Consider the following 24739-nt stretch of genomic DNA (forward strand, 5'->3'; position numbering starts at 1 on the left):
GCTAGTTACCATCCGCAGCTGTAACGCTCGATGGATTCTCTAAAATTGCTGCTTGAAACACTGCCAAGTCGAACCAGAAAGTTGTGCCGACGCCAACCTCACTAACTAAGTGTACGCTGCTATGGTGCTTGTCGATAATATTTCTGACAATTGATAGCCCCAGCCCTGTTCCTTCTAGCGTATGAACGCGGTTTTCTACACGAAAGAAGCGACCAAAAATCTTCTCTTGATGTTCAGGATCAATGCCCATACCCGTATCAGAAATCTCAATACGGACTTTTCCAGCAAGTGGCTGCGAATTGAGCCGTGGCAAGCTTTGCTTTGTTTTCGTATTCTCTATTAAGTAAGCACGAATAACAACTTTGCCGCCAGCGTTTGTGAATTTCAAAGCGTTACCAACTAGATTCGTAAACACTTGTAATAACAAGTCGTAGTTACCGAGTACGGGAGGTAATTTTGGCTCAATTTCTTGAATTAATTCAATTCCTTTATCTTTAGCATTTAACTGATAGTTACGCAGCGTTTGGTCGATCGCCTGCGCGACATCTACCGCATCAAAATGATAGATACGGCACGATTCTAAGCGCGACAAATCTAAAACATCATTAACAAGGCGTGTCAGGCGATCTGTTTCATTGTTGGCTGTTTGGAGAAATTCGCGGCGCTGTTGTTCGCCGAGTTCTTCACCGTAGTCGTGTAAAGTTTCGATATAAGTTTTTATGTTAAATAAAGGCGTTCGCAGTTCGTGCGAGACGTTACTAATAAACTGACTTTTCGCTTCATTCAGTTCAACTTCGCGCGTGATGTCTTGCACCGTCATCGCGATACCTTTAAGACTTTCGCGATATTGATCGAGAACCGTTGTTAACAGAATCCGAATCGTGCGATTTGTCGGTTGATTAAGCGAGACTCGAAATTCAGCACTGTCGCGTTCGCCGGCGGCAAGTTGATACAAAGGACGTGTTAACTCCATTTGTAGTACTGGTGGCAAATGATGCAAAATGTTATTTCCAACAACAGGCGCACCATCCCAACCAAACATCCGGCGTGCGATCGGATTCACTAAAATGACGTGCATATTCGTATCGAGTAATATCGCACCATCCGCAATTGTCGAAACGAGGGTTTCGAGCTTCGCTTTCTCGGCGGTTAATTCCTCGATGTTTTGTTCCTCATAGCGTTCTAGACGCTCTGCCATTTCATTGAAGCTAAAAATTAACTCTTTGAGTTCGCCGCCGACGGGTAAGTCAATTCGCTGCTTGAAATTTCCGGCGGCAATGTTTTTCACACCTACGAGGAGTTCTTTAATTGGCTTAGTGATATATAATGCGTTAAAAACTGCGCCAAGAATCACCATTACCCAAATTGAAATAAACACGGCGATCGTGACATCCCGCGTCAGATTTGATGAGGTGATGACAGTAGGGTTGGGATTTGTGCCGATTGCCAAAACGCCTAAATAAGTGCCGTTGTGCGTTAAAGGAACAAAAACATCCGTCACAACGCCATCGGGTGTGCGATGCTGCCGCACCATAGGTAATTCAGCATTCGCAGCGTAGTCATCGGGAAGTTGAATGCGGCGTTCGATTGTCAAAGAGTTTTGAACTTCTGAATCCCAAAAAGGAATGCCAAAGAAGATTTTGCCTGATTCATCTGCGTAGAGCATATAGCGAACGCTAGAAGTGCTGCTGTAGAAGCGTTGTGAAAACTGGGCAACTTCCGTTAAATTATCTTCGGCAATTAAGGGAGCGACATTCGATGCCAGCAATAGACCAAGATCGCGACCAAAGCGAGTATCGTTAAGACGGGCATCTTGTTGAATCGTGTTGACCGCCCAAAAGGTAAGACCGCTCATAATTAAGGAAACCACCAACGTGGCAGCAGCCATTAGCTTAGTCTGGAGCGTGAACTCTGACCACCAATGGGCGATCGCCTCTCGAATTTTCTTCAGTAAAGCTAGCATCTTCTCTACGTTGTTAGTGGTGGCTTCTGTTAAAACCTAACAACTAAAAATTAACAGCTTTTGATTTGACTCGGTAGCCGATGTCACGCCGATAGTACATTTTCTCAAATTGAATACAATTAACTGCTTGATAAGCAAGTGCGATCGCTTGCTCAAAATTTTCGCCAATTCCCGTAACACCGAGAACTCGACCGCCATCAGTCACGAGGTTTGATAATAGTTTGGTACCTGCATGGAAGACGTTTGCGCCTAATGCTTCTGCAAAGTCGATACCAGAAATGACTTTTCCCTTTTCATAGCTTCCAGGATAGCCACCCGCAGCAATGACAACACAAGCTGATGCACCGGATTTCCATGCGATCGGCGGCATTTGCGCTAACCGCTGTTCTACACAAGCGAGTAATAACTCTTCAAGAGGTGTTTCGAGTAGCGGTAAAATTGCTTGAGTTTCAGGATCGCCAAAGCGACAGTTAAATTCTAAAACTTTAAAATCGCCGTTGGGGGCAATCATCAAGCCAGCATACAGGACACCGCGATAGTCAATACCTTTTTTTTTGAGCGTAGCGATCGCCGGTTGTAAAACTTTTGCTTCAATTTCTGCTATCAACTCTGGCGTGACAATTGGTGCAGGCGCATAGACTCCCATACCGCCTGTATTTTCTCCTGTATCGCCTTCGCCAATGCGTTTGTGGTCTTGTGCAGGTAATAGCGGACGAATCGTTAAACCATCGGTAAGCGCTAAAACTGAGGCTTCTTGCCCAACTAAGCATTCTTCAATAACGACAAACTCGCCTGCGCCAAATTGCCCTTGAAAAATGGCGTCTATTGCACTGTGGGCTTGCGCTACCGTTTCAGCAACTGTCACCCCTTTACCGGCGGCTAAACCATCAGCTTTGACTACAATCGGCGCGCCTTGCGCTTTGACGTAGTCTTTAGCAGCAGCTGCGTGATGAAATACAGCAGCTTTGGCAGTAGGAATTTTGGCTTCCTGCATTAAGGCTTTTGCCCAAGCTTTACTTGCTTCGATTTGTGCGCCAGCACGCGTAGGACCAAAAACTTTAATGCCGAGGCGTTGCAAGTTATCTGTAATTCCCAATGCTAGGGGAACTTCAGGACCTACGACGACAAGATCGATGTTGTGCGATCGCGCAAATTCGCCCATACTGGCAAAGTCTTCAACGCTTAATGGCAGATTTTGACAGCGGTCTAGAATTGCCGTTCCACCATTACCAGGCGCACAGAAGACTTGTTCAACTTGCGGCGATCGTAACAATTTCCAGGCGATCGCGTGTTCGCGCCCTCCACTACCTACAACTAAAACTTTCACTTTGATCCTCGCAGCACTGTGGTAATCAGTGATTGGTAACTGGTAATTGGTAAACGTTACACCTTCTATTACCTAATGACTCATTCTCTCACATCGTTTCACTACACATCAGCCGATTTACAAGTAGCAATTATGAAAAAGTTTGTTATAGAAATGATTAACCTCCCATTACCTATTACCCATTACCGTTTTTTTGCTGTGCATAGATTGCTTTAAATTGCCTTTGTTGTCGTTTGTGATCGACGATTGGTAGCGGATAGCCAAGGGCTTCTCTTTCGAGTGCTGGAATATCACCATTAAGTAAATATTCGGTATCTACCGAACGTAATTCGGGTATCCATTCGCGGATGTATTCGCCTTCAGGATCGAATTTTTGGGCTTGGCTAGCAGGGTTGAAGATGCGTACAGGTTTGGGGTCCATACCACTTGATGCACTCCATTGCCAACCGCCGTTGTTAGCCGATAAGTCACCATCAATAAGTCGCTGATAAAAGTATTTTTCGCCCAAGCGCGGATCGATTAACAAGTCTTTGGTGAGGAAGTTTGCGACAATCATGCGACAGCGGTTGTGCATCCAACCGCTTTCGTTCATCTGACGCATCGCAGCATCAACAATTGGGTAGCCAGTTTTACCTGCGCACCAAGCTTGAAAAAGTTCTTCGTTGTTTTGGTAAGGAAAGTTTTTGAAAGCTTCGCGATAAGCTCCTGTTGCTAGTTCAGGAAAATGATACATTGCGTGTTGATAGAATTCCCGCCATGCGAGTTCTTGTTGCCAAGCGCGGATACTCGTATCAGTTTCGTCGCTGCGGCTATTTTCTAATGCGGCGACCGTTGCAGCCCAAACTGTACGAATGCCGATCGCGCCAAATTTAAGCGCAGCGCTGAGTTGCGATGTACCATTCACCGCAGGAAAATTCCGCTGTTCTTTGTATTCGGTAATTGCTTTATAGCTAAATTCTTCTAACCTTTCTTGGGCTGCTGCTTCTCCTGGCGCAATCACTAAATCGCGATCCCAAACGAATCCTAAATCTTTGGCTGTAGGAAGTGGAATAACGCCTGCTTGTTGGGCAATGTCGCGTTCTGTATCTGTTAAGCCTGTGACACCTTGTAGCGTTGCGACAGGTTCAGCTTTAGATTTACTGCTCCAGTTACGCCAAAATGGAGTAAATACGGTGTAAGGCTGGTGAGAACCAGTGCGAATTTCGTCAGGAGAGTGAAGAATTTGATCCCAATTTTCGTGTAAAAATTGAATTCCTTTTTCTTTTAAAGCTTCGATAATCGTGCGATCGCGCTCCTGCGAATACGGTTCCACGTCCCAATTCCAAAATACTGCTTGAGCATTGAGCGCTGCTGCGAGTCTGGGGATTGCTTGTGTTGGATTGTCGTGCAGAATTAAGAGTTGACTGCCAACTTCGGTGTATCGCTGTTGCAGGGCTTGCAAACACCCAATCATGTACGTCACGCGTACAGCAGCTACGTCGTCGCGTTCTAGAATATTCGGATCGAGACAAAATACTCCTACAACTTTTTGACTTTGCTTTCTTGCGGCTACAAGTCCAGTGTTATCCGCTATGCGTAAGTCACGGCGATGCCAAAATAAAATGAGGTCAGACATTTAATGCTTAATAATAGTTCTTTTGTACTAATAGTTTAGATGCGTTGATTTAGATTTTGCATCAATCGGGCAGGCTGAAAGTCTACTCTTAATGTTCTTTTGTGAGATGGGTATGTTGCTAATCAAAATCTGGCTGCCATTCAGGGTGACGATAATGCTCGAAGAGGCGCGAAATTTGCGAAGGAACAACGCGCGTTAGAGAAAGTTCGGGAATTTCTTGCTCTTTAAAAAATACTGCACCTGCTGTTTCCGTGCTTTCTGCTGCACTCCCACCAGTAAGTTGACATTGAAAGAAAAGTTTGTAAACGTGATGTCTTAGGGGTGGATGATTATGACGTGGATGATTGCGATCGTAAAGTGCTAACAATTTTATGATTCTTGTTTGATAGCCCGACTCCTCATAAACTTCGCGGATGACTGCTTGACTTGGTGATTCTCCGACATCAACCCATCCTCCTGGTAATGTCCAGCAGCCGTCTTCGCGTTCTTTGACCAAGAGAATTTGATCGTTATGAAATACGACACCTCTGACATCTACTTTCGGAGTTGCGTAACCTTCTTCTTTACTAAATAGGTTGTAAACATAGGTTGGAGTTTCATGAGCATAAGTTGCCATGATTTCAGCTGCGATCTGACGGATTTGCTGATATCGCTCGATATCATACGGACTTTGAGTATAGGTAAGTCCGGTTTGGGCGATCGCCTGTAATTTTTGTGACCATTCTAGCCACTTTAGCGACATAATTATCTCCTGTAGGGGGAGCTTAGCGAATGAATTCGCGGCTTAATCAATGAAGTTCATGGAGGTGGACTCACAAAGTTAGGATTTATGTCAACTTAGAAATGGTTTTGCGAGTAAAAAGCTAGAAATCGATTTGGCATCAACAGCTTCGCCGTCTAAAATTGCTTGTTCCAATTCTTGTGGACTCATCAAAACAATTTCGATATCTTCATCAGCGTCTTGATGCGGCGGTTTGTCGAGTAATTCTAGATTTTGTGCCAAAAAAGCATAAATGACTTCATCAGAATAGCCTGGAGCTAGAAAAAATTGTCCCAGTTTCTGCCACTTGTGCGCCCGATAGCCTGTCTCTTCTTGAATTTCCCGCTGAATTGTCTCGAAAGGTTCTTCGTTGAGTTCTATGGTCCCTGCTGGAAACTCTAAAAGTCGTCCTTGTACGGCAAAACGATATTGCTTGAGAAGAATCAGCTTCCCTTCAGGAGTGACAGGTACAGCTAAAGCACCTCCTGGATGGCGAATACATTCCCAGTCTCCTTCGGCTTGATTGGGTAGGCGCAGACGACTGACTTCAAAATCAAATTTGCGTCCGCGATAGTAAAGGCGCTGTTTGAGTAGTTGTGGAGGTTCTTTACCTGGTGGCATAAGTGAGAGTTCAGGGGTCAGAGGTTAGAGGTTAGGGAAATATAAATTTACCGTTGAATATACTTTCAAATCAAATACGAACAACACCAGAACAGTCTACAGCTTGAACGAGTTCAGCGATCGCTTTACCCGATACAGGATCGATCCAATTTGAGGCAATTTCGGCTAGCGGTACTAGCACAAAAGCGCGATCGCGCATTCGCGGGTGGGGAATTTGCAGTGTGGGAGTATCGAGAATTAAATCATCATAAAGCAATAAATCCAGGTCAAGCGATCGCGGTCCCCAACGTTCGCGTCGTACCCTACCAAATCGAGCCTCAATCGACAACAGAGTTTCTAACAGCAATTGTGGAGACATTTGTATCCGTAACACCGCACACCCATTAATAAAATTCGGTTGCGGGGGACCAACGGCGGCAGTTTGATACCAACTTGATTGAGCTACTAAGGCGATGTCTGGTGTCGCTGCTAACGCGTTTAACGCAGCTTTTACCGTGGCGCGCGAGTCTCCTAAATTACTGCCAAGTGCGATCGCACATAGCGCGTTCGTATTCAACTTCAATTTTCCTTCAATACATATATTTTTAACTCTAATCACCTCGGAACGATGAGCGCTGAGCTTGCTCCAAAAAAGTCAAAAGCCTTCCTATATTAAATCTGGTTGATTAATGACGATAAAAATGGTGACTAGTAGACTTCTTGCATGAATCACAAACGCCCTCTGACTGAAGTCAGGCGCTACTCAAGCAAAGTGTACTTTCCTACACTGAAGCAAGACTTTTGTCAATAAGTTCACAGTGATATAGCAGTCTCGTTGGGATAGTTAAGACATTGAAGGTACGAATAACCATTACCCTAACTGATTTTCAACCCTGACCTCTGCTATAGATTGTCTTTTGTTTAGCTGCAAATTTATTCCTCAAGCCTTCATGCAGGAGGTTTAGTGGTTAGTTGTAATGACATACCTTAGGAACAGAAAACTTGGTATTCAAGGTTTTTAGAGTTGGACACGTATGCTAACTTAATTTGCTATGACAACTCGTTACTAGTCATTAACCACAAAGAAAGGTTATTTAACCGGAGATGATATTAGATGTACACTGAGTAAAGATTTGTGCTACTTCCTAACCGCACTCAAGAGATTTCAGTTGTTAGAGTAAAAATTGTACTTTCCACCAAGTCGTAAAATAGGCAAAAGTCAAAGTAATACTGGGCTGCATTTGAAGTGGAGTGAAGCGAGGAAGTAACGTGCCGAATATGCCCTGGTTCAAGGAACAAGACGCAATCAGTAACACTGAATCAGCAAAAAAGAGCAATCCCAGCCGTAAGCAACCGCCTAGGCAAAAGCAACTTCCCCGCCGGAAAGTTGTTCAGATTCTGACTCAGATCAAGCAACTACCGCGTCAACTGGTTTCTCCTGCGATTAACAAACAACCATGGCACCGTCGTCAATCGCTTTGGCTAGTAGGTGTCGGTGGAAGTGCGATCGCCTTAGGAGGAATAGCGTTTTCCATTGAGCAGAGTTTACCAAAAACTGCTGAATTGTTTACGGTAGTACGCGAAGGGACTTTAACGATTAAAGCTGCTGATGGTACTATCTTGCAACAATCTGGACCAGCAACGCGCGAACAACTCAAGTTAGCAGAAATCCCTAAACCGTTAGTTCAAGCGTTTATTGCCTCAGAAGATCGCCGATTTTATCAGCATAATGGCATTGATTATCAAGGAATTGCCAGGGCAACCGTGTCTAACTTACGCTCGGCGAATGTTGTTGAAGGCGGTAGTACAATTACACAACAACTTGCTCGGATTCTGTTTCTAAATCAAGAGCGTACGCTATGGCGCAAGCTGAAAGAAATTCGATTAGCGCAAAAAATTGAAGCAAATTTAACGAAAGAGCAAATTTTAGAGCGCTATCTCAATTTAGTGTATTTGGGAGAAGGCGCGTATGGTGTTGCCGATGCCGCTTCGGTATACTTTAGTAAATCAGTCGATCAGCTAACGCTACCAGAAATGGCGCTGATTGCAGGTTTAGCACCTGCACCAAGTCGCTACTCGCCCTCGGTAAATTTAGCAGCAGCGCAACAGCGGCGTAATCTAGTATTGCAGCGAATGCGAGAAGATCGAGTTTTGTCTTCTGAGACAGCAACAGCCGCGATCGCAACTTCAATTGACATCAATCCTAGTTCGCCTAAACGTCTTGAAGTAACTGCCCCCTACTTCACGAGTTATATTCAAAAAGAACTACCAAAGTACGTTGCACCAGAAGTTATTGAAGCGGGTGGCTTAATTGTTGAGACAACGTTAAATCCAAAGTGGCAAAATGCGGCAGAAACCGCAGTAATAAACACTGTTGCGAATAACGGTAGATGGCAGAACTTTGAGCAAGCTGCTTTGGTAGCGATTAACCCGCGTAATGGTGAAATTCGGGCGTTAGTCGGCGGTAAGGATTTTGGCAAAAACCAATTTAACCGCGTGACTCAAGCACAGCGCCAACCAGGTTCGACATTTAAAGGATTTGTCTACACAGCGGCGATCGCCACAGGTTTATCGCCTTATAAGTCTTACCAAGATGCTCCGTTTGTTGTTGAAGGATACGAACCGCAAAACTACAGCCGCGAGTTTCGTGGTTGGTTAACAATGCGCGATGCACTCAGAAGCTCAATTAACACAGTCGCAGTTAAGGTAATGATGGATGTTGGCTTCGATCCAGTTATTCAACTGGCGCGCCAAATGGGGATCAAATCCGAGTTAAGACCAATGTACTCGCTAGCATTAGGTTCTTCTGAGGTAAATTTACTGGAACTGACAAGCGCCTACGGAACGCTCGCAACACAAGGGATGCACGTAGAACCGCACGGAATTCGCCGTATTCTCAATCGCAGTGGGGAAGTTCTCTATACTACAACACCTCAGCCCAAGCGAGTCTTAGACTCTGGTAGTGCCGCGATTTCAACCTGGATGCTACAAAATGTGGTACAAGCAGGTACTGGACGCCCTGCATCTTTAAACCGTCCCGTTGCTGGAAAAACAGGAACTTCGGATGAATCGCGCGATCTGTGGTTTGTTGGTTATATCCCGCAACTTGTTGCCGGAGTTTGGCTTGGTAACGATAACAATGAACCAACTTGGGGCAACAGCGGGACTGCTGCTGCTACCTGGCGACAATTCATGATGGCAGCTGTAGAAGATATGCCAGTTGAAGACTTTCCAGAACGTCCGAACTTAACAGGGCGCAAAGGTAGTATCAAAGCCCAGCCAATCAAGCCCAAGCGAGTTTCTTCAGTGAGAAGATCTCGATCGCGTAGGGAATTTCAAGAAAGTAATTCTGATTTCAACAACAATCGTCCTCGCCGACGTTATCGCCGTAGTTACCAACAAGAAGCGACTGTACCTGAACCAAGACGGCGATCGCGTCGTGATGAACGCCCAGCCGCGACTCGAAGAACCCGCAACGCGCCAACACCGACACCACAAACACAAGAAAGACTACGCGAACGGTTACGCAACCTCCGCCAGTCTGAGCCACAAACGCAGCAGCCACCGTCTCAAACCAATAGTTCACAATCTACCGCAGGATCGTACGTTGTCCCAACGAAGGAGTGAATTGTGTGTGAGCGCTTGCGAATGAATTTGCTGGTAAATAAACCTTGTCCACCTTGTGGACACACTTTGTTTAAATAGCCGCGACTTTACTCGCAAGGCTTCCCCCGATCCCCAATCTCCAATCCCTCGTACTGGGATCAAACTTGGGGTGGATGTAAGTTATATTGTGTTTTTATACGGTCTTAAAAGCAGTATTGAATCACTACAGGAAGAACAACTATGGAAATCCTCATGCAAGCAACAGCAGCAACAGATAACGTTCCTCATTTTCCCGTTGCTGCTACCGCAGCTATTGTTGTTGGCTTTATCGCTGCTACTACAATTGGCTCAATTGCTTGGTACAACTCGAAGCGCCCCGTTGGTTGGGAAGACAAACAGCGTCCAGATATTGTGCCAGAAGTTAAAAAAGAAGAAACACCAGGTATTGGCGAGCCAAAATCTTAATTTTATTCGCTATTTTCTTATTAGCTTTGACTACTAACCCAACGTCGATAAAGCGTTTGAATTCCTTTGAGTACGCTAGAATAAGCTCCTTGAGGAGAACTGTCTGTTGTGTCTAAGGATTGCAATTTGGTGAGAAGGCGTGCTTCTTCGGTTGCAACTTCTCCATCACGGTAAATCAAGCTACTGATAGATTCTAGCAACTCTTGATAAGCTTCAGAACCAGGGTGCTCTCCTAAATACTCCTTTATCCACTCGTAGCATTCACTTGGCTGCACAGTCTTAAGTTCGTTAAGTAGAGGCTGAATTTCTGGATCGGCAGCCACGTCTTTTTCTGTCGCTACGTGATGTAAATATTCTCTTTCTTCTGGCTGAATTCTACCATCGAGCCAAGCAGCCCCAATTAAGATTTTTACTAACTTCTTGACACTAGTTTTGTCTTGTTTCATATATTACTAGTCCTTGAGTTTTTCAAATTAGCTAATTTTATCTTTAAGATACAAGCTTATTGTGATTCTTTCTGTAAGCGAACAATAAAAAAACCGTCCATCGATTGGTGATGTGGTAAGACTTGCATCCAACCCGATGATGTTGCATAAGGAACACCAATAGAATTTGCAGCAGGATGTTCAATTCGCCAGCATGGATGTTGAGTTAAGAAAGCTTGAACGATCGCTTCATTTTCTTCAGAATTTAAAGTACAAGTTGCATAGACAAGCACGCCTCCAGGTTTTATCCAAGTCGAAACGTGAGTCAAAAGTTCTGTTTGTAAAACAGTAAGTTCTTTAACTGTTTCTGGTGTTTGTCGCCAGCGAGCATCGGCATGACGATGAAGCGTTCCTAGCCCTGAACACGGCGCATCGAGAAGAACGCGATCTGCGATATTAACAAAATGAGGAAGATTACGACTATCGCCTGGGCAAATTTGAATTGATTTGAGTTGCAGCCGTGCAATATTTTGTTGAAGTTTTTTTAAGCGCGAGACGGTGCGATCGCACGCCCAAATCGTACCTGTATCTTGCATCAATTCAGCAATGTGTGTTGTTTTTCCTCCTGGTGCTGCACACGCATCAATCACAACTTCACCTGGTTGAGGATCGAGGATATGGCTCACAAGTTGTGCGCTACTATCTTGTACTGTCCACCAACCTGCATCAAATCCTGGTAACTTTTCAATTGCACCTGTACTAGTTGTAAATCTTAAAGCTTGTGGCAAATTGGCAACACGAGTGACACCGACTTCAGCTTCTTGCAATGCAGTTGCAACTTTCTCAACAGAAGCACGTAAAGGATTAATACGTAAATCAATTGCTGGTGGTTGGTTGAACCACGCGCAGAGTTGTTCAGTTTCTTTGTAGCCGAATTGTTTTAGCCAGACTTCAATAATCCAATCAGGATAACTGTGTAAAATGCCTAAACGTTCTACAGAATGAGCAGGTAGTTTTAAAGGATCTTCCCTAGTTGCTAACCGCAAATATTGACGTAACAATCCATTAACAAAATTCGCAAGTCCTGAGAAACCGTTTTTTTTCGCCAACTCTACAGTAGAATTGACCGCAGCCGCATCAGGAATATGGTCAAGATACCGCAACTGATACAGTCCTAAATGCAGAATAATTCGTAAATCGGGTGGTTGTTGCTGCGCTTTCTTTTTCGCTAACTGATCGATTAATGCATCAAGCGATCGCTGTCGGCGAACACTACCATAAACTAACTCTGTCGCCAAACGGCGATCGACACTACTTAAGTCAGTTTGACGCAGTACGCGGTCTAAGGCAACATCAGCATAAGCCCCCCGCTGCACCCAACGGAGGGCGATAAAAGCAAGCTGGCGCGGATTGTCCATATTAGTAGCTAGTGACTAGTGACTAGTAACTAGTGATTAGAGTGATTAGCTAGCAGTTCTATGTGTAATAACTACAGAAACTAGGCTATGGATGAAGCTTTTGCGATCGCCGCTTCAGGTTGTAATAGCTGTTTCGGTGGTTGTTTTAAATCCCAGACGATACCGAACCACGACAGCACAACCAAAACGTAGTAGCTAATATCAATTTCCCACCAAAAGAAACCTTGACAAGCTGCAAGAGGATAGCGGTGATGATTATTGTGCCAGCCTTCGCCTAAAGTGACCAGGGCTAACCATAATGAGTTTTTGCTTGATTCTCCGGTTTCATAGCGTTGGCTACCGAAAACGTGACACAAGGAATTAATGGCAAACGTCGTGTGATAGAGAATCGTTGTACTGACAAAGAAGCCCCAGAACAACCCCAGCCAGCCGTAAGCTAAGTAACAGGCAACTGCCAGTAAGATAGGTGGTAGAAAGTGATATTTTTCTAGCCAAACAAGTTCTGGGTAACGAGTTAAATCTTTGACCAATTTTTCGTTATAGTCGTCATACTCTGGAGACAACACCCAGCCTACGTGTGACCAGTAAAAACCTTTTTTTTCAGCCGAATGGATATCTTCGTCAGTATCAGAGTATTTGTGATGATGACGGTGTTGTGCAGCCCACCAGACGGGTCCTCTTTGTCCAGAAGTTGCACCCAAAAAGCCTAGCAAGAATTGAAATAGACGACTCGTTTTGTAAGCGCGATGCGAGAAATAGCGATGATAGCCGCCAGTAATGCCAAATTTGCGGACAAGAAACAGTGCAACACACATCCAGAGTGCTACTGAGTCTACGCCTAGCCAAAAGACTGCGAGACAAGCAATATGAATACCTACGAAGGGTAAAGCTGCATAATTAAATTTTGAGCGATCGGGCATACAAAATTTTCCTATTTGGATTGCAGACAGCACGTATCCTCTCCTCAAACCACCATGACAACTTAACAGAATTGACATGATTTAGCAGTTTGTGATACGGTGTGCCAATTGACAATCTTACAATCCATAGGGATTTTTGTACCTATACATTAGGGCAGTTTATCGATTAGTGTGGTTTTAGTTGTGAATCCTAAATTATTCAGCAAACATCTCAGCTAAAGTACTAAGAACTACGTGTTGTGCTTCTAAACTAATCTGCCCTAAATGTTTGACCAAGCGAGTTTTGTCAACAGTACGAATTTGATCGAGGACAATCTGTCCATCTTTGCCTTGAAATTGACAAACTACACGTGTTGGATAAGATTGACCTTTTGTTGTCATCGGAGCAACAATAACAGTTGCAATATGCTTATTCATCTCGTTTGGCGATATGACTAAACAAGGTCTTGTTTTTTGAATTTCACTACCAATAGTAGGGTCAAGATTGACGAGGAAAACATCAAAACGCCTAACTACCATTCCCACTCAGCTTGATCCCACAGAGTCGTACTCACATCGTCTAACAAAGTATCATCTTTCTGTTCTGCCATTGCTGCAAACGCCTCGTCCCACCCTATACGCGATCGCGATGCTGAACGAATTACCAAATGATCGTTCTCAAGTTCGATTTCAACATCTGTGGAAATCCCACTTTGTTCTAGCAGCGTTTTGGGAATGCGAATTCCTTGAGAGTTACCAATTCTCACTATACGAGTTTTGATACTTGTACCCATAACAGTCTTTTTGAAGTAATTACATTGTATCTACATAATAACTTACAGTTACGAAATTGCAAAATATTGCAAAAATGATGGTCTTAGTACAAGTCAAACCAACTCTCATGTATCGTTGGGTAAAGATAGTTATGTATCAATGCTCCTCAACTCATGACATCAGTGACCCCCCAAGCCAAGCATAAAAAAGCTAAAGCCCTAAAATCATCGAGTCGTCGCCCTGCAAAGGAACTTTGTAGCGAATGCGGGTTATGCGATACATATTATATTCACTATGTCAAGGAGGCGTGTGCATTTCTTAATCAACAAATTGCGGAATTGGAAACGCGATCGCACACTCGCGCACGCAATCTCGATAATTCTGATGAATTGTACTTCGGCGTTCATCAAGACATGATGGCGGCGCGCAAAACTGAACCGATTCTAGGGGCGCAATGGACAGGAATTGTCAGTTCTATTGCAATTGCAATGCTCAATCGCGGTGTCGTTGAAGGTGTCGTCTGCGTGCAAAATACCAAAGAAGATCGCTTTCAACCGATGCCGATTATTGCGCGTACTCCAGAGGAGATTTTAGCAGCGCGGGTGAATAAACCAACTCTATCGCCGAATCTTTCGATTTTAGAACAAGTAGAACAGTCAGGAATGAAGCGGTTGTTAGTTATTGGTGTGGGATGTCAAATTCAAGCTTTGCGGGCTGTAGAGAAGCAACTAGGCTTAGAAAAGCTGTATGTGTTGGGAACTCCTTGTGTCGATAATGTCACGCGCGCTGGGTTACAGAAATTTTTGGAAACGACGAGTCGTTCTCCTGATACTGTCGTGCATTATGAATTTATGCAGGATTTTCGCGTACACTTCAAGCATGAAGATGGTTCAGAAGAAACAGTACCTTTTTTTGGTTTAAAGACAAATCAACTAAAAGATGTTTTTGCACCCTCGTGCATGAGTTGCTTTGACTATGTAAATTCGCTTGCTGATCTTGTTGTCGGTTATATGGGTGCGCCGTTTGGTTGGCAATGGATTGTGGTACGTAACGATCGCGGACAAGAAATGCTAGATTTAGTGCAAGATCAGCTGGAAACGCAACCTGTAATGTCGAAAGGCGATCGCACCGCCGCAGTCCAACAAAGTATCCCCGCCTACGACAAAGGCGTGACACTACCGATGTGGGCTGCCAAACTTATGGGTGTTGTTATAGAAAAAATTGGTCCTAAAGGTTTGGAATACGCACGATTTTCGATTGATTCGCACTTTACGCGCAATTATCTCTACGTCAAGCGTCATTATCCTGAAAAATTAGCCGCACACGTGCCAGAATTTGCCAAGCGAATTGTCAATCAGTACAAGTTACCATCACAGTAAGTGCGACAGAATAACATCATAGACATCAGTTGCGTCTAATGTCGATCCTGGAAGCGAATTGTGCGTTATTAATAGCGGTGCATCATCTGTAGAAGCGGGAATTCGTCCGTGCGAACCTTTGACTAAAGAAGCATCTAAAGGAATAATATCCATCAAGGTACGAAATCCAAGTTGCTTTTGTAGCAAGATTTTTGCGACTTTTAGTTGTTGCCATTGAATCGTCGGATCGATAAATAATTCTACAGGATCGTAACCTGGCTTGCGGTGAATATCGACAGTACGAGCAAAATCGGGTGCTTTGTTGTCATCGAGCCAATAGTAATAAGTAAACCACGCATCAAGGGCAGCAACGGCAACTAATTCACCGGAACGTGGATGATTTAAATGATACCCTGCTTTACCTTCTTCACCTAAAACGAAATCAACTCCTGGTACTTGTTCGATCAGTTGTTGTATTTCTGCTATTTTATTGCGATCGCTTATATAAATATGTGCAATTTGGTGATCTGCAACAGCAAAAGCTGTACTTGCGCCTGGATCTAAAAGTTCTCTTCCAAGTTCTTCCCTGACTGTCAAATAACCATGTTCGCGTAAAACTCGATTTAAGGAAACGGCGCGGTTCACACGAGTAATGCCGTATTCTGAAAAAACGATGACTTTGGCAGAACGCGATTCGTAGAATTGAATTAAGTCTTGACATACAGCGTCTATTTCTTGCAAGTCACGCGCGATCGCACTTATCTCAGTTCCTACCCTTTGTAAGCAGTAATCTAAGTGTGGTAGATAGATGAGAGTTAGCGTCGGCGAAGACATTTCTTCGATAGCGATCGCGGCTTGTGCGATCCACTGCGTCGAACGTATAGTTGTTTTTGGTCCCCAAAATTCAAATAAGGGAAAAGTCCCTAAACGTTCTTGCAACTTAAATCTTAATTCCCCAGGCTGCGTATAAATATCAGGAATCTTTCTACCATCTGCGGGATACATCGGGCGCGGCGTGACCGAAATATCAACCGAGGAGTACATATTGTACCACCAAAAGAGATTCGCGCAGGTGAAACTAGAGTCTATATCGCGTGCTGCTTCCCAAATCTTCTGGGCTTGAACTAACTTATTCGACTGTCGCCAAAATTTTACCTCACACTCATCTCGAAAGTACCAGCCATTCGCAACGACGCCGTGATCTTGAGGATACTTACCAGTTAAATAACTTGCTTGTACCGAACACGTCACCGCCGGTAATACTGGATTAATAGAGGCTATTTGTTTTGATGCTGCCCATTTTGATAAGAATGACGTGTGTCGTAATAAACTGGACGTTAATCCGACGACATTGAGAACTACGGTTTTGTGCATAGGGTTCAACAAATTCTCTCATATTAACGTTTGTGGCTGATTCGGTTGAAACCGCATCTACAAAGGCAAAACCTATTTTGTAGTTAGTCCACGCAGGTGGACTTAGTATGTTAAGCGGTGACTTCAGTCGCCAAATGTTGCAATACCCATTCGTATTCCCGCTGAATTGAGGCGAGTAAATCGAGTTTCATTGCTGGTGGTAGTACATCCCAGGTGTAAGTTTCAATTTCTAGATGGTGACATTGTTGTTTCCCTAACAAATTAAGAACCGCAACAATATCATCTTGGGTAGATTGCAGCGTTTGGTAATCGTGAATAAAAATAGGAACGTGAAAATGCGTTCGCCACTCTTGGGCTGTCGATTGTTCTAGATGAGGTAACGCTGTGCTTAAATCGGAATAGTGGTGTAATGTGCCATCATGCGATCGCGCGATAACTTGGTGTAGATAAGTCGATTCTGCAAAAAAACTCAATTTATCAGCAATAGCTTGGCGCTGGGTAATTTCTTCGGGTAATAAAACTCGAATTGCTGCACTAATTTGAATTTTACCAATAGAAATTCCGGCGGTTTGTAGACGTGTCAAAACTGATTTAGGTTCTTCGTACTCTACCGCAAAATGACAAGTATCATAGCAAACGCGGATGTGTTCGCGTAACAATTCTTCGGCTACAGTGTGAGAAATACCTAAAGTTTCTGCAAGATAGCTTCCGCCAATTGGTAATAGCCAAGAGTGGAAAAAATCAACGACTTCTGTTGTATTTTCAATTAATCCATCAGGTTCGGGTTCTAAATCAAGATGCAGTAATTTTCCTGTTGTCTCGCGGATGCGGATCATGTCTGCGGCGACGGCGGCTACATTGCGAGTAGCACTTTTAAATACATCATCTGTACTGAGTTGCGTAAACCAAGGTTTGTAAGACAAGGGTAGTGTAGAAATTCCACCATCGATACCTTCGGGTAAAAACGCTGCGAGAATTTGAGTTAAACGTAAGGTGTAGTCGAGGCGATCGCGCGATCGCCAATCGGGTGCATACACTTTGTCTTTGACAACTTGGTGATGAAATCCGCCGTAAGGAAAGCCATTCAAGGTAAAGACATATAAGTTATTTTGTTGCAACCAAGTTTGAAATTGGGCAAGATAATGACTTTCTAGTAATTCGCTTGCTGCTTTAGCAGATAACCGCAAACCAATACCAAAGGATTTATTGGGTGCTAGCCTAGCTTTAAGTTCAGGAATATATTTCTCTAAATTCGCAAACACATCCTGCCACGATTCCCCAGGATGAACATTTGTGCAATACGTTAGGTGAATATTTTCCAGCTGCATTTTCCTGATATGTAATTGTAGTGCTTAATGATTAACAGCGGTTGAAACCGCAGCGACACAAACGAAACCTTGATATCATTAGTCCACGCAGGTGGACTTTGTTTATGTAGCGGTGAATTTATTCGCCAAGCTGATTGTGATGTTGCAATAGCGCGATCGCACGTTCATACACCAATAAATCGACGTGATGCACCTCAACGCCTTTACCAATTTTTTCTAGCAGCATCAGCGTTAATTCTCCTCCCAAGTGTTCTTGAAACTCCCGCAATCCTCGGAAAAGATAATCAGGATGTTCAAGTTGATGCAATTGTGCGACTAATTCCGGTACGTATAAACTAAACCCCAACGCTTGCAGTGTATTTAAAATCTGCTGCCAATCTGATTTTGCGAGTAATCCAATTAAATAAGAATAGGTGCTATCCAACGCAATTCCGATCGCAACAGCTTCGCCGTGACGTAGGTTGTAATTCGTCAACTGTTCGAGTTTATGCGCCGCCCAATGTCCAAAATCTAAAGGGCGTGAGGAACCTTTTTCAAACGGATCGCCACTTGTGGTAATGTGTTCTAAGTGTAATTGAGCGCAGCGATAAATTAACTCTTGCATCGCCTGCATATCGCGTTGTACTAATGCAGGTGCGTGTCTTGTAATGAAATCGAAAAAATCTGCATCCTTAATCAGTGCAACTTTCACCGCTTCAGCGATTCCAGAACGCCAGTTGCGGTCATCAAGCGTTGTGAGAAAATCAAGATCGTTTAATACTGCGTATGGTGGTGCAAAAGTTCCTAAAAAATTCTTCTTCCCAAATGCATTGATGCCATTTTTAACGCCAACGCCCGAATCATTTTGCGCTAATACTGTTGTGGGAACGCGAATTAAGCGAATTCCTCGATGTGCAGTTGCTGCTGCATATCCTGCCATATCTAATACTGCACCGCCACCAATGGCTAATATATACGAATGCCGACACAATCCAGCACGATCAATAATATGGTGAAGTTGTTCGACTAATTGAGGATCATTCTTCGCTGCTTCGCCACCAGGTACGATCGCTGGTTGCTGAACAAATATCAATGCATCGCGATAAAACTCAGCATAGGCGGCTAAGTTATCTAATAGTGCGGGTTGATGAGGCATCAAACCCGCGTCAACTACCGCCAACACTTTTTTTGGGCTATCTCCCGCAGCGGTAAGAACTTGCGCGAGGAGAGGATTATTTAACTCAAACAGCCCTCTCGTGAAGTGAACATCGTAATTAAATGTCACAGGGACACATTGCTTGAGCGAACGCACATTAGATGCACTTTTAATCCCAATCGTCATAATTATTATTAAATTACGTAACAGCAAAAATTCGAGCTAAACTCAATGAAATAGGCAGTAGACCGAGAACTAGCAAACCATAAGGTAAACCTGCAAAACCTGCGGCGATCGCTGCATCTAAAATAATCAGCGACAACACACCTGCTTTAACAGCGGTACGAATGTTTTCTGGAGTTGCTTCGCGCCAAGCTTGCAAAAAAGCAGGAACAACACGCCAAGCAAATAAGGCAACAAAAGGTAATGCAGCAAGCATTTGATATTCTGGCAATAGCCCTAGCGTGAAGACTCCACTAATAACTCCTGCAATCAGTACCAATGCAGTCATTCCAGTACTATTATTTCCTCCGCGAACTTCGCCTTGGCTAATCAGGGTAATTGCAGCGATATAAGCAATTGGAATTCCTGCTAAAAACCACAGGTGTTCTACCATCGCCGGAACCGCACTCACACCGAGTAGCAGATTACCACCGCGACAGATTCCCATATTAATAGGACCAAAAATGGTATGGTGTTTGCTAAACGCATCGTAGACAATCGCTGCCAAAGCAACCGTAGTAGCAATCACAAGGCTTGTAACTGAAACTTGGGTAGCGGCGACAATACCAAGAACTAAAAGAAGAGTTCCTAAAGCGATCGCATTTTGTTTAGCAATCATACCACTAGGTATCGGTCGCTCTGGGCGTTCTTGCGCGTCTAACTCGGCATCAAAGACATCATTAAAAACAACACCACCGCCGTACAAACCACTGGTTGCAAGTAATAGCCAGACTAATGACATATCTACTTGTTGCCATAATCCTGAACCGGATGCCGCAAAACCAACTAAAATATCTGCCCAAGCTGTAACAATATTCGCAGGGCGCATAAGTTGCAAATAAGCCCTTGTTTGGCTTTTCGCTGCTTGCAACATTGGTGTCTCTCTCAATACTAATGGGTAATTGGTAATTGGTATTACCTGATACTGAAAAATAATGAACTCTTACTCAATCAAGATCTGATCGCGGCTAGCTTCAACAACGGGTGTTTGTCCGCGTAAGACTGAGTTACCGTAATAAAGTTCGCGTTGGTCGATTGTCGATGTTAGCCAATCACTTTCACTGAATTGATGACTTTGGCTGTATGCTGCTAGGGCATTTTCGTAACATACTGCCTTAACGTGTGCTTCAGGAATTCCGCGTTCTAGCATCAATTGTGCGGTTTTTGGGACAGCTAATGGATCGCTGACGCCCCAATCCGCGCTACTATCAACAATAATGCGATCGCATCCGTACTGACGAACAATTTCAACCATCCGCGCATTACCCATTTTGGTGTGTGGGTAAATTGTAAACGCTGCCCAAAATCCCCGTGCTAATACTTCTTCTACAGTTTCTTCGTTGTTATGGTCAATAATCACTCGTGAAGGTGCTAAACCATATTCAATACAGCGATCCATACTTTGACTAGCGCCAGCTTTTTTGTTGCGATGTGGCGTATGAATCAACACCAACATATCGAGTTCTTGCGCGAGTTCGAGTTGTTGGCAAAAGTATTTATCTTCTGCTGGTGTCATATCGTCATACCCAATTTCACCAATCGCCACGACTCCTTCTTTACACGCGTACAGTGGCAATAGTTCCATCACTGCTGCGGCTAAAGCTTCGTTGTTTGCTTCTTTTGGGTTTAAGCCAATCGTACAATAGTGCTGAATCCCAAATTGACTGGCGCGAAAGCGTTCCCAACCAATTAAACTACTGAAGTAATCTTTAAACGATCCGGAACTAGTACGCGGTTGCCCTAGCCAAAACGACGGTTCAATGACAGCGACAACACCATACTCGCGCATCACCATGTAATCGTAGGTTGTCCGCGAAACCATGTGGATATGAGGGTCAATGAACATCATAAGCAAATTGGTAGTGGCTAATGGGTAATGGATGGAAATGACTGCGGATTAGTTTCATGCGTCAGCGCCCAGGCGATTGCGGCTAAAGCTACTCCATGTCAAATCACCCTGCTGAATAGCTGCTTGTAAATGAGGGTAACGTGCTAGTAATTCTTTGGCTTGTGGTAGTGGAGAGTGCGCACAGGCTAAAGCTGCGGCTTCTTGTTGAACAAGATCATCCGCTTGTAACACTTTTGCCAAAGCTTGTAACTCGGTGTCGGTGTACCCTACAAATCGCCATATTTCAGGTGTGACAATCCGTTTTGCTGCCCAGCGTTCGCGCGCATAATCTAGCAACATTTTGGCTAACTCTGGGTTAGCGCGGCGATCGCTATTATGAATAAGATACAACGGACTACCCACAAACACTGCTTTGAGGATCATTTGATTCCAAGCAAGATCGTCAAAATACTCTGCTGGGTAAGGATTACGTAAAGCAACAGCATTGAATACGCTTGTCATATTACTGCGTACTCCCTCGGCGGCTCTAGCGCAATGCTTTTCTGGATGCGGCATTAAAGGTAAACTTTGATACAGCGCAATCAACTCTCTGACATCCGCAGTTGTGAAAACTTGTTCGAGTATCCAAAGATATTTCTCAACATCTGCATGAGGCAAAGACAAAACTATCCATGTTCGCCCCGCTTGATCTACACTCCAATGTTGAGGATTCCAGCCTGGGCGAATTGCTGCGGCTGCGCGTAAATCCTGTGTTGATAAAGTTAATTGCTGCTTACCGAGATATCGAGGAACTGCACTAAACGCTGTATAAAAGAGTCGCTGCATCGCCCCTTGGCTAATCTGGTTTGTTTTTTCTTCTAGCCAAATTAATGCTTCGTGAGAAATCTGCCTAGATAAGCAGTTGTGCAGCAATTCAATTGCCTGAGCCACATCGTAGTCAGTTCTTAAGTTCATAAAACTTATTTAGTTACTTACTTATTTAGATTGCTTACGAAACTATTTGTGTGACATCCATAGCGCACTAAAGGCTCTTTATATTTCTGCTAGGCTCAGAATGATGAAATTGTAGTCCTTAGGAAAGAATTATGGCGTAACAAAATCCGTACTCGAAAAGCCTTTCCCTCCAAATGTAAAATGATTCTGCTGGAGATTGCGCGGTTTAGCAATCTTGGCTACCGATACCAATTAAAACTCTGTGCAAAAAACACTGAACTATGCAGAACTCATTTCCAGTTGAATCGTAACTCATTTTCTTTAATAATTCTTTACTTAACAAACTTATACTTGAATTTTTAGTATAGTGCAATCCCTTTTTTAGGGAGAATTAAGTGTTTATACTAGTAAAAAACGCCTGCGATACACAACGATCGCTGATATCTGTGCTGACCTAGACATAACAACTTTTGAGCAAAACAGTACTAAGGCTGTGCCACTCTCGATAAGAAGGCGATCGCTCATGCCAAAATTTTACAGCGAAAGACCAAAAGCAGTGCGTTTGCAATCCACTCTCTACACCAAAAGAAAGGACGTGCATAATTTTTTTGCTTGCTGCTGATAAGTAGGTAGTCAGCGCGTTGAGGAGTAATAGCCTTTATAGCCAGCAGCCAAAATAGTGGTTGCTTTAAATTTGTGATTTGTACTTATCGTAGCCAACTACTTTGAAATAGATATGTATATTTATTTCTGGATTTGTTGACAATCAACTTATTGCTTCCTAAAAATGACTCATTTTAATTATGTTAAAAGGTGATTAATTTAATAATCACCTTGGATTAAAGTAGGAAAATAACGTTTAAATTTGCTATGTCGCAATTAAATTTAAATCCTACTTGTATTCAATAAAGCTCATATGGATCAACTAGAAGCGAAAATACGTGAATTAGTTACAACAACTTGCAAATATAAGCACAATAGTATAGAGCGGCAGCAAGGTTTAACAAAGATTGTGCGCATGATAGTTAAATCAGGCAAACTTTGGAAAGATAGTTCTCTTTATTATGAAGATGCACTACAGAAAACTTGGCTATATTTTTGTCGCAATTTATGTGAAGCAAATACAGGGGAAAAGTATGACCCAAATCGCAGTAGTGTAATTACCTGGTTAAATGCTTACCTGAGGCGAAGGTTACAAGATTTCCGTGAAGAAGAATATGAAACTCGCTCTCGTACAGCTTCAGGCAAAACTGTGGAAGAAGGTGAGGTGATTGATCCGATCGCCGCCTTACCAGCCCCGCCCGATATTCCACCAATTCTTGAAATGACAATAACCTGGGCAAAAACTGATAGTGATGGAGAGTTACGCCGAATTCATATTCAAGGGCATCCGCGCGTGAATTGTCAAGTATTAATCCTCCGAAGGCTACCTCCTGAAACAAGTTGGGAAAAGTTGGCAGAAGAATATGGGCTTTCGATTTCGACTTTAACAAGTTTTTATCGCCGACAATGCCTTCCTCGTTTACGTAGTTTTGGCGAAATGCAAGGATATTTGTAAAGAATTGATTAACAACAAAAGCTGAGGTGTACTAGTCCTTTAATCTTTGGAAATAATTGAGAAGATTAAATTTGCTAAAGCTAATTATTCAATGAGTAAAGAATTAAATGGAACAAAAGTAATCTATTTTATGACTAAAAATATGAATCGAATACAAGATTTTTCTTTACCTTTACCTATTACTGAAGCGGCGCGAGAGACTGCCCAAAGATTTACTCATCAAGTAGAGTTTTCTCCAACGAAAGTAGAGCAAGTAACGTTAAACACACTGGCGGTTTGTGTCGTAAATAACTATTTAAATATGATGGGTATCGGCACAGATATTGCGGCGAGTGATAGCTGGAACCCTGTATTGCAGTTATGTGCTGATATTGCTGACTTAGAAGTTCCAGGAATTGGGCGCTTAGAGTGTCGCTGGGTGCGATCGCCTGCTGAGCAGTGCGATATTCCACCAGAAGTATGGGAAGATCGAATTGGGTATGTTGTCGTGCAGTTTGACGAAGCACTCCGCGAAGCGACGCTATTAGGGTTTACGCCACGCGCGATCGCGCAGTTGCCAATTAATCAATTGCAACCCCTCGAAGACTTACTTGCGCACTTGGGTCAACTCAAACTTACAACTGCTGCAAATCAGCAACCAATTGTGCAATTAAACCAATGGTTTAATCATGTTTTTGAAACAGGATGGCAAGGCGTTGAAACGATTTTAGGACCAGCACGCGCTAACTTGGCATTTAGTTTCCGCCGATCTGATACAGCTATAGGCGGAACCAACGAGAATCGCGAAGATCGTATCCGACGCGCCAAGTTGATCGATCTGGGAATGCAACTCGCAGGTCATGCCGTCGCGTTGATTGTTGAACTGCGATCGCTACCTGAGCAAAAGGTCGATATTTTACTACAAGTTCATCCCGCAGGAAGTCAAATCTATTTACCGCCGCAACTTCAGCTAGCTGTCTTAGATGCTACTGAGCAACTTTTCCTTGAAGCTCAAGCAAGAAAAGCAGATAATTATATTCAGTTACAGTTTAGTGGAAAACCTGGAGAGAAGTTTAGTGTCAAAGTAGCGCTTGGTAACGTCAGTTTTATAGAAAATTTTATTATTTAATTTCATCTTTGCGCCCGCAGGA

General features: G+C 43.5%; 22 protein-coding genes. 5 read left to right on the top strand and 17 right to left on the bottom strand.

The features are described 5' to 3' along the window. Window position 1: 1 nt before the first annotated feature. The 6 genes from nblS to folK all read right to left on the bottom strand — a co-directional run bounded on the left by nblS (window position 2) and on the right by folK (window position 6842). Window positions 2-1963, bottom strand: coding sequence for a two-component system sensor histidine kinase NblS (gene nblS, locus GLO7428_RS05680; RefSeq protein ID WP_015187608.1), 1962 nt, complete (start codon window positions 1961-1963; stop codon window positions 2-4). A gap of 43 nt (window positions 1964-2006) precedes the next feature. Next, window positions 2007-3290 (bottom strand): phosphoribosylamine--glycine ligase, encoded by a 1284-nt coding sequence (gene purD / locus GLO7428_RS05685; protein ID WP_015187609.1) that lies wholly within the window; start codon window positions 3288-3290, stop codon window positions 2007-2009. Between the two features lie 175 nt (window positions 3291-3465). Further along, window positions 3466-4905, bottom strand: coding sequence for a deoxyribodipyrimidine photo-lyase (locus GLO7428_RS05690; RefSeq protein WP_015187610.1), 1440 nt, complete (start codon window positions 4903-4905; stop codon window positions 3466-3468). A 118-nt stretch (window positions 4906-5023) separates the two neighbouring features. Next, window positions 5024-5647 (bottom strand): NUDIX hydrolase, encoded by a 624-nt coding sequence (locus GLO7428_RS05695; RefSeq protein ID WP_015187611.1) that lies wholly within the window; start codon window positions 5645-5647, stop codon window positions 5024-5026. A 90-nt stretch (window positions 5648-5737) separates the two neighbouring features. Next, complete coding sequence (locus tag GLO7428_RS05700; protein WP_015187612.1) at window positions 5738-6286, bottom strand: NUDIX hydrolase; 549 nt, start codon at window positions 6284-6286, stop codon at window positions 5738-5740. Window positions 6287-6356: 70 nt separating this feature from the next. Next, window positions 6357-6842, bottom strand: a complete 486-nt coding sequence (folK, locus tag GLO7428_RS05705) for a 2-amino-4-hydroxy-6-hydroxymethyldihydropteridine diphosphokinase (protein ID WP_041918520.1) — start codon at window positions 6840-6842, stop codon at window positions 6357-6359. Window positions 6843-7543: 701 nt separating this feature from the next. On the opposite strand from folK, the gene GLO7428_RS05710 reads away from it, so the two are divergent. Further along, the gene (locus GLO7428_RS05710; RefSeq protein WP_015187614.1) at window positions 7544-9892 is read left to right on the top strand and encodes a transglycosylase domain-containing protein; all 2349 of its coding nucleotides are present in this window, start codon (window positions 7544-7546) and stop codon (window positions 9890-9892) included. A gap of 219 nt (window positions 9893-10111) precedes the next feature. Then, window positions 10112-10336, top strand: coding sequence for a photosystem II assembly protein Psb35 (gene psb35 / locus GLO7428_RS05715; protein ID WP_015187615.1), 225 nt, complete (start codon window positions 10112-10114; stop codon window positions 10334-10336). Window positions 10337-10356: 20 nt separating this feature from the next. Here the strand turns inward: psb35 and GLO7428_RS05720 are convergent, their stop codons facing one another. The 5 genes from GLO7428_RS05720 to GLO7428_RS05740 all read right to left on the bottom strand — a co-directional run bounded on the left by GLO7428_RS05720 (window position 10357) and on the right by GLO7428_RS05740 (window position 13872). Next, window positions 10357-10782: a TerB family tellurite resistance protein gene (locus GLO7428_RS05720; RefSeq protein ID WP_015187616.1), complete on the bottom strand. Its 426-nt coding sequence runs from the start codon at window positions 10780-10782 to the stop codon at window positions 10357-10359. Window positions 10783-10838: 56 nt separating this feature from the next. Continuing rightward, window positions 10839-12179, bottom strand: a complete 1341-nt coding sequence (locus GLO7428_RS05725) for a 16S rRNA (cytosine(967)-C(5))-methyltransferase (protein ID WP_015187617.1) — start codon at window positions 12177-12179, stop codon at window positions 10839-10841. Between the two features lie 80 nt (window positions 12180-12259). Next, complete coding sequence (locus GLO7428_RS05730) at window positions 12260-13132, bottom strand: acyl-CoA desaturase (RefSeq protein ID WP_015187618.1); 873 nt, start codon at window positions 13130-13132, stop codon at window positions 12260-12262. 162 nt (window positions 13133-13294) lie between these two features. Then, a complete protein-coding gene (locus GLO7428_RS05735; protein ID WP_015187619.1) occupies window positions 13295-13618 on the bottom strand; it encodes a type II toxin-antitoxin system PemK/MazF family toxin in 324 nt (107 codons plus the stop codon). Then, window positions 13612-13872, bottom strand: coding sequence for an AbrB/MazE/SpoVT family DNA-binding domain-containing protein (locus GLO7428_RS05740; protein ID WP_015187620.1), 261 nt, complete (start codon window positions 13870-13872; stop codon window positions 13612-13614). The genes GLO7428_RS05735 and GLO7428_RS05740 overlap by 7 nt, the downstream gene beginning before the upstream one ends. Before the next feature lie 153 nt (window positions 13873-14025). On the opposite strand from GLO7428_RS05740, the gene GLO7428_RS05745 reads away from it, so the two are divergent. Further along, a complete protein-coding gene (locus GLO7428_RS05745; RefSeq protein WP_015187621.1) occupies window positions 14026-15231 on the top strand; it encodes a Coenzyme F420 hydrogenase/dehydrogenase, beta subunit C-terminal domain in 1206 nt (401 codons plus the stop codon). Here the strand turns inward: GLO7428_RS05745 and GLO7428_RS05750 are convergent. From GLO7428_RS05750 to GLO7428_RS05775, 6 genes are all read right to left on the bottom strand, one after another. Then, entirely contained in the window at window positions 15223-16584 is a 1362-nt protein-coding gene (locus GLO7428_RS05750) for an alkaline phosphatase family protein (RefSeq protein ID WP_015187622.1), read from the bottom strand. The genes GLO7428_RS05745 and GLO7428_RS05750 overlap by 9 nt on opposite strands. A gap of 110 nt (window positions 16585-16694) precedes the next feature. After that, the gene (eboE, locus tag GLO7428_RS05755; RefSeq protein WP_015187623.1) at window positions 16695-17912 is read right to left on the bottom strand and encodes a metabolite traffic protein EboE; all 1218 of its coding nucleotides are present in this window, start codon (window positions 17910-17912) and stop codon (window positions 16695-16697) included. A gap of 118 nt (window positions 17913-18030) precedes the next feature. Beyond that, window positions 18031-19233, bottom strand: coding sequence for a 3-dehydroquinate synthase (locus GLO7428_RS05760; RefSeq protein ID WP_015187624.1), 1203 nt, complete (start codon window positions 19231-19233; stop codon window positions 18031-18033). 13 nt (window positions 19234-19246) lie between these two features. Beyond that, window positions 19247-20143 carry a UbiA-like protein EboC gene (gene eboC, locus GLO7428_RS05765; protein WP_015187625.1) on the bottom strand — a complete coding sequence of 299 codons (897 nt, stop codon included), beginning with the start codon at window positions 20141-20143 and terminating at the stop codon, window positions 19247-19249. Between the two features lie 69 nt (window positions 20144-20212). Continuing rightward, complete coding sequence (locus tag GLO7428_RS05770) at window positions 20213-21118, bottom strand: TatD family hydrolase (protein ID WP_015187626.1); 906 nt, start codon at window positions 21116-21118, stop codon at window positions 20213-20215. Between the two features lie 54 nt (window positions 21119-21172). Continuing rightward, the gene (locus tag GLO7428_RS05775; RefSeq protein WP_015187627.1) at window positions 21173-22072 is read right to left on the bottom strand and encodes an EboA family metabolite traffic protein; all 900 of its coding nucleotides are present in this window, start codon (window positions 22070-22072) and stop codon (window positions 21173-21175) included. 997 nt (window positions 22073-23069) lie between these two features. Between GLO7428_RS05775 and GLO7428_RS05780 the strand changes: the two genes are divergently transcribed. Then, on the top strand, window positions 23070-23609 hold the full coding sequence (locus GLO7428_RS05780) for a sigma-70 family RNA polymerase sigma factor (RefSeq protein ID WP_196797464.1): 540 nt from the start codon (window positions 23070-23072) through the stop codon (window positions 23607-23609). Between the two features lie 142 nt (window positions 23610-23751). After that, window positions 23752-24717, top strand: coding sequence for a DUF1822 family protein (locus tag GLO7428_RS05785; protein ID WP_196797465.1), 966 nt, complete (start codon window positions 23752-23754; stop codon window positions 24715-24717). Window positions 24718-24739 lie beyond the last annotated feature (22 nt).

Origin of the sequence: Gloeocapsa sp. PCC 7428, from assembly GCF_000317555.1 — a bacterium.
Taxonomy (GTDB): Bacteria; Cyanobacteriota; Cyanobacteriia; order Cyanobacteriales; family Chroococcidiopsidaceae; genus Chroogloeocystis.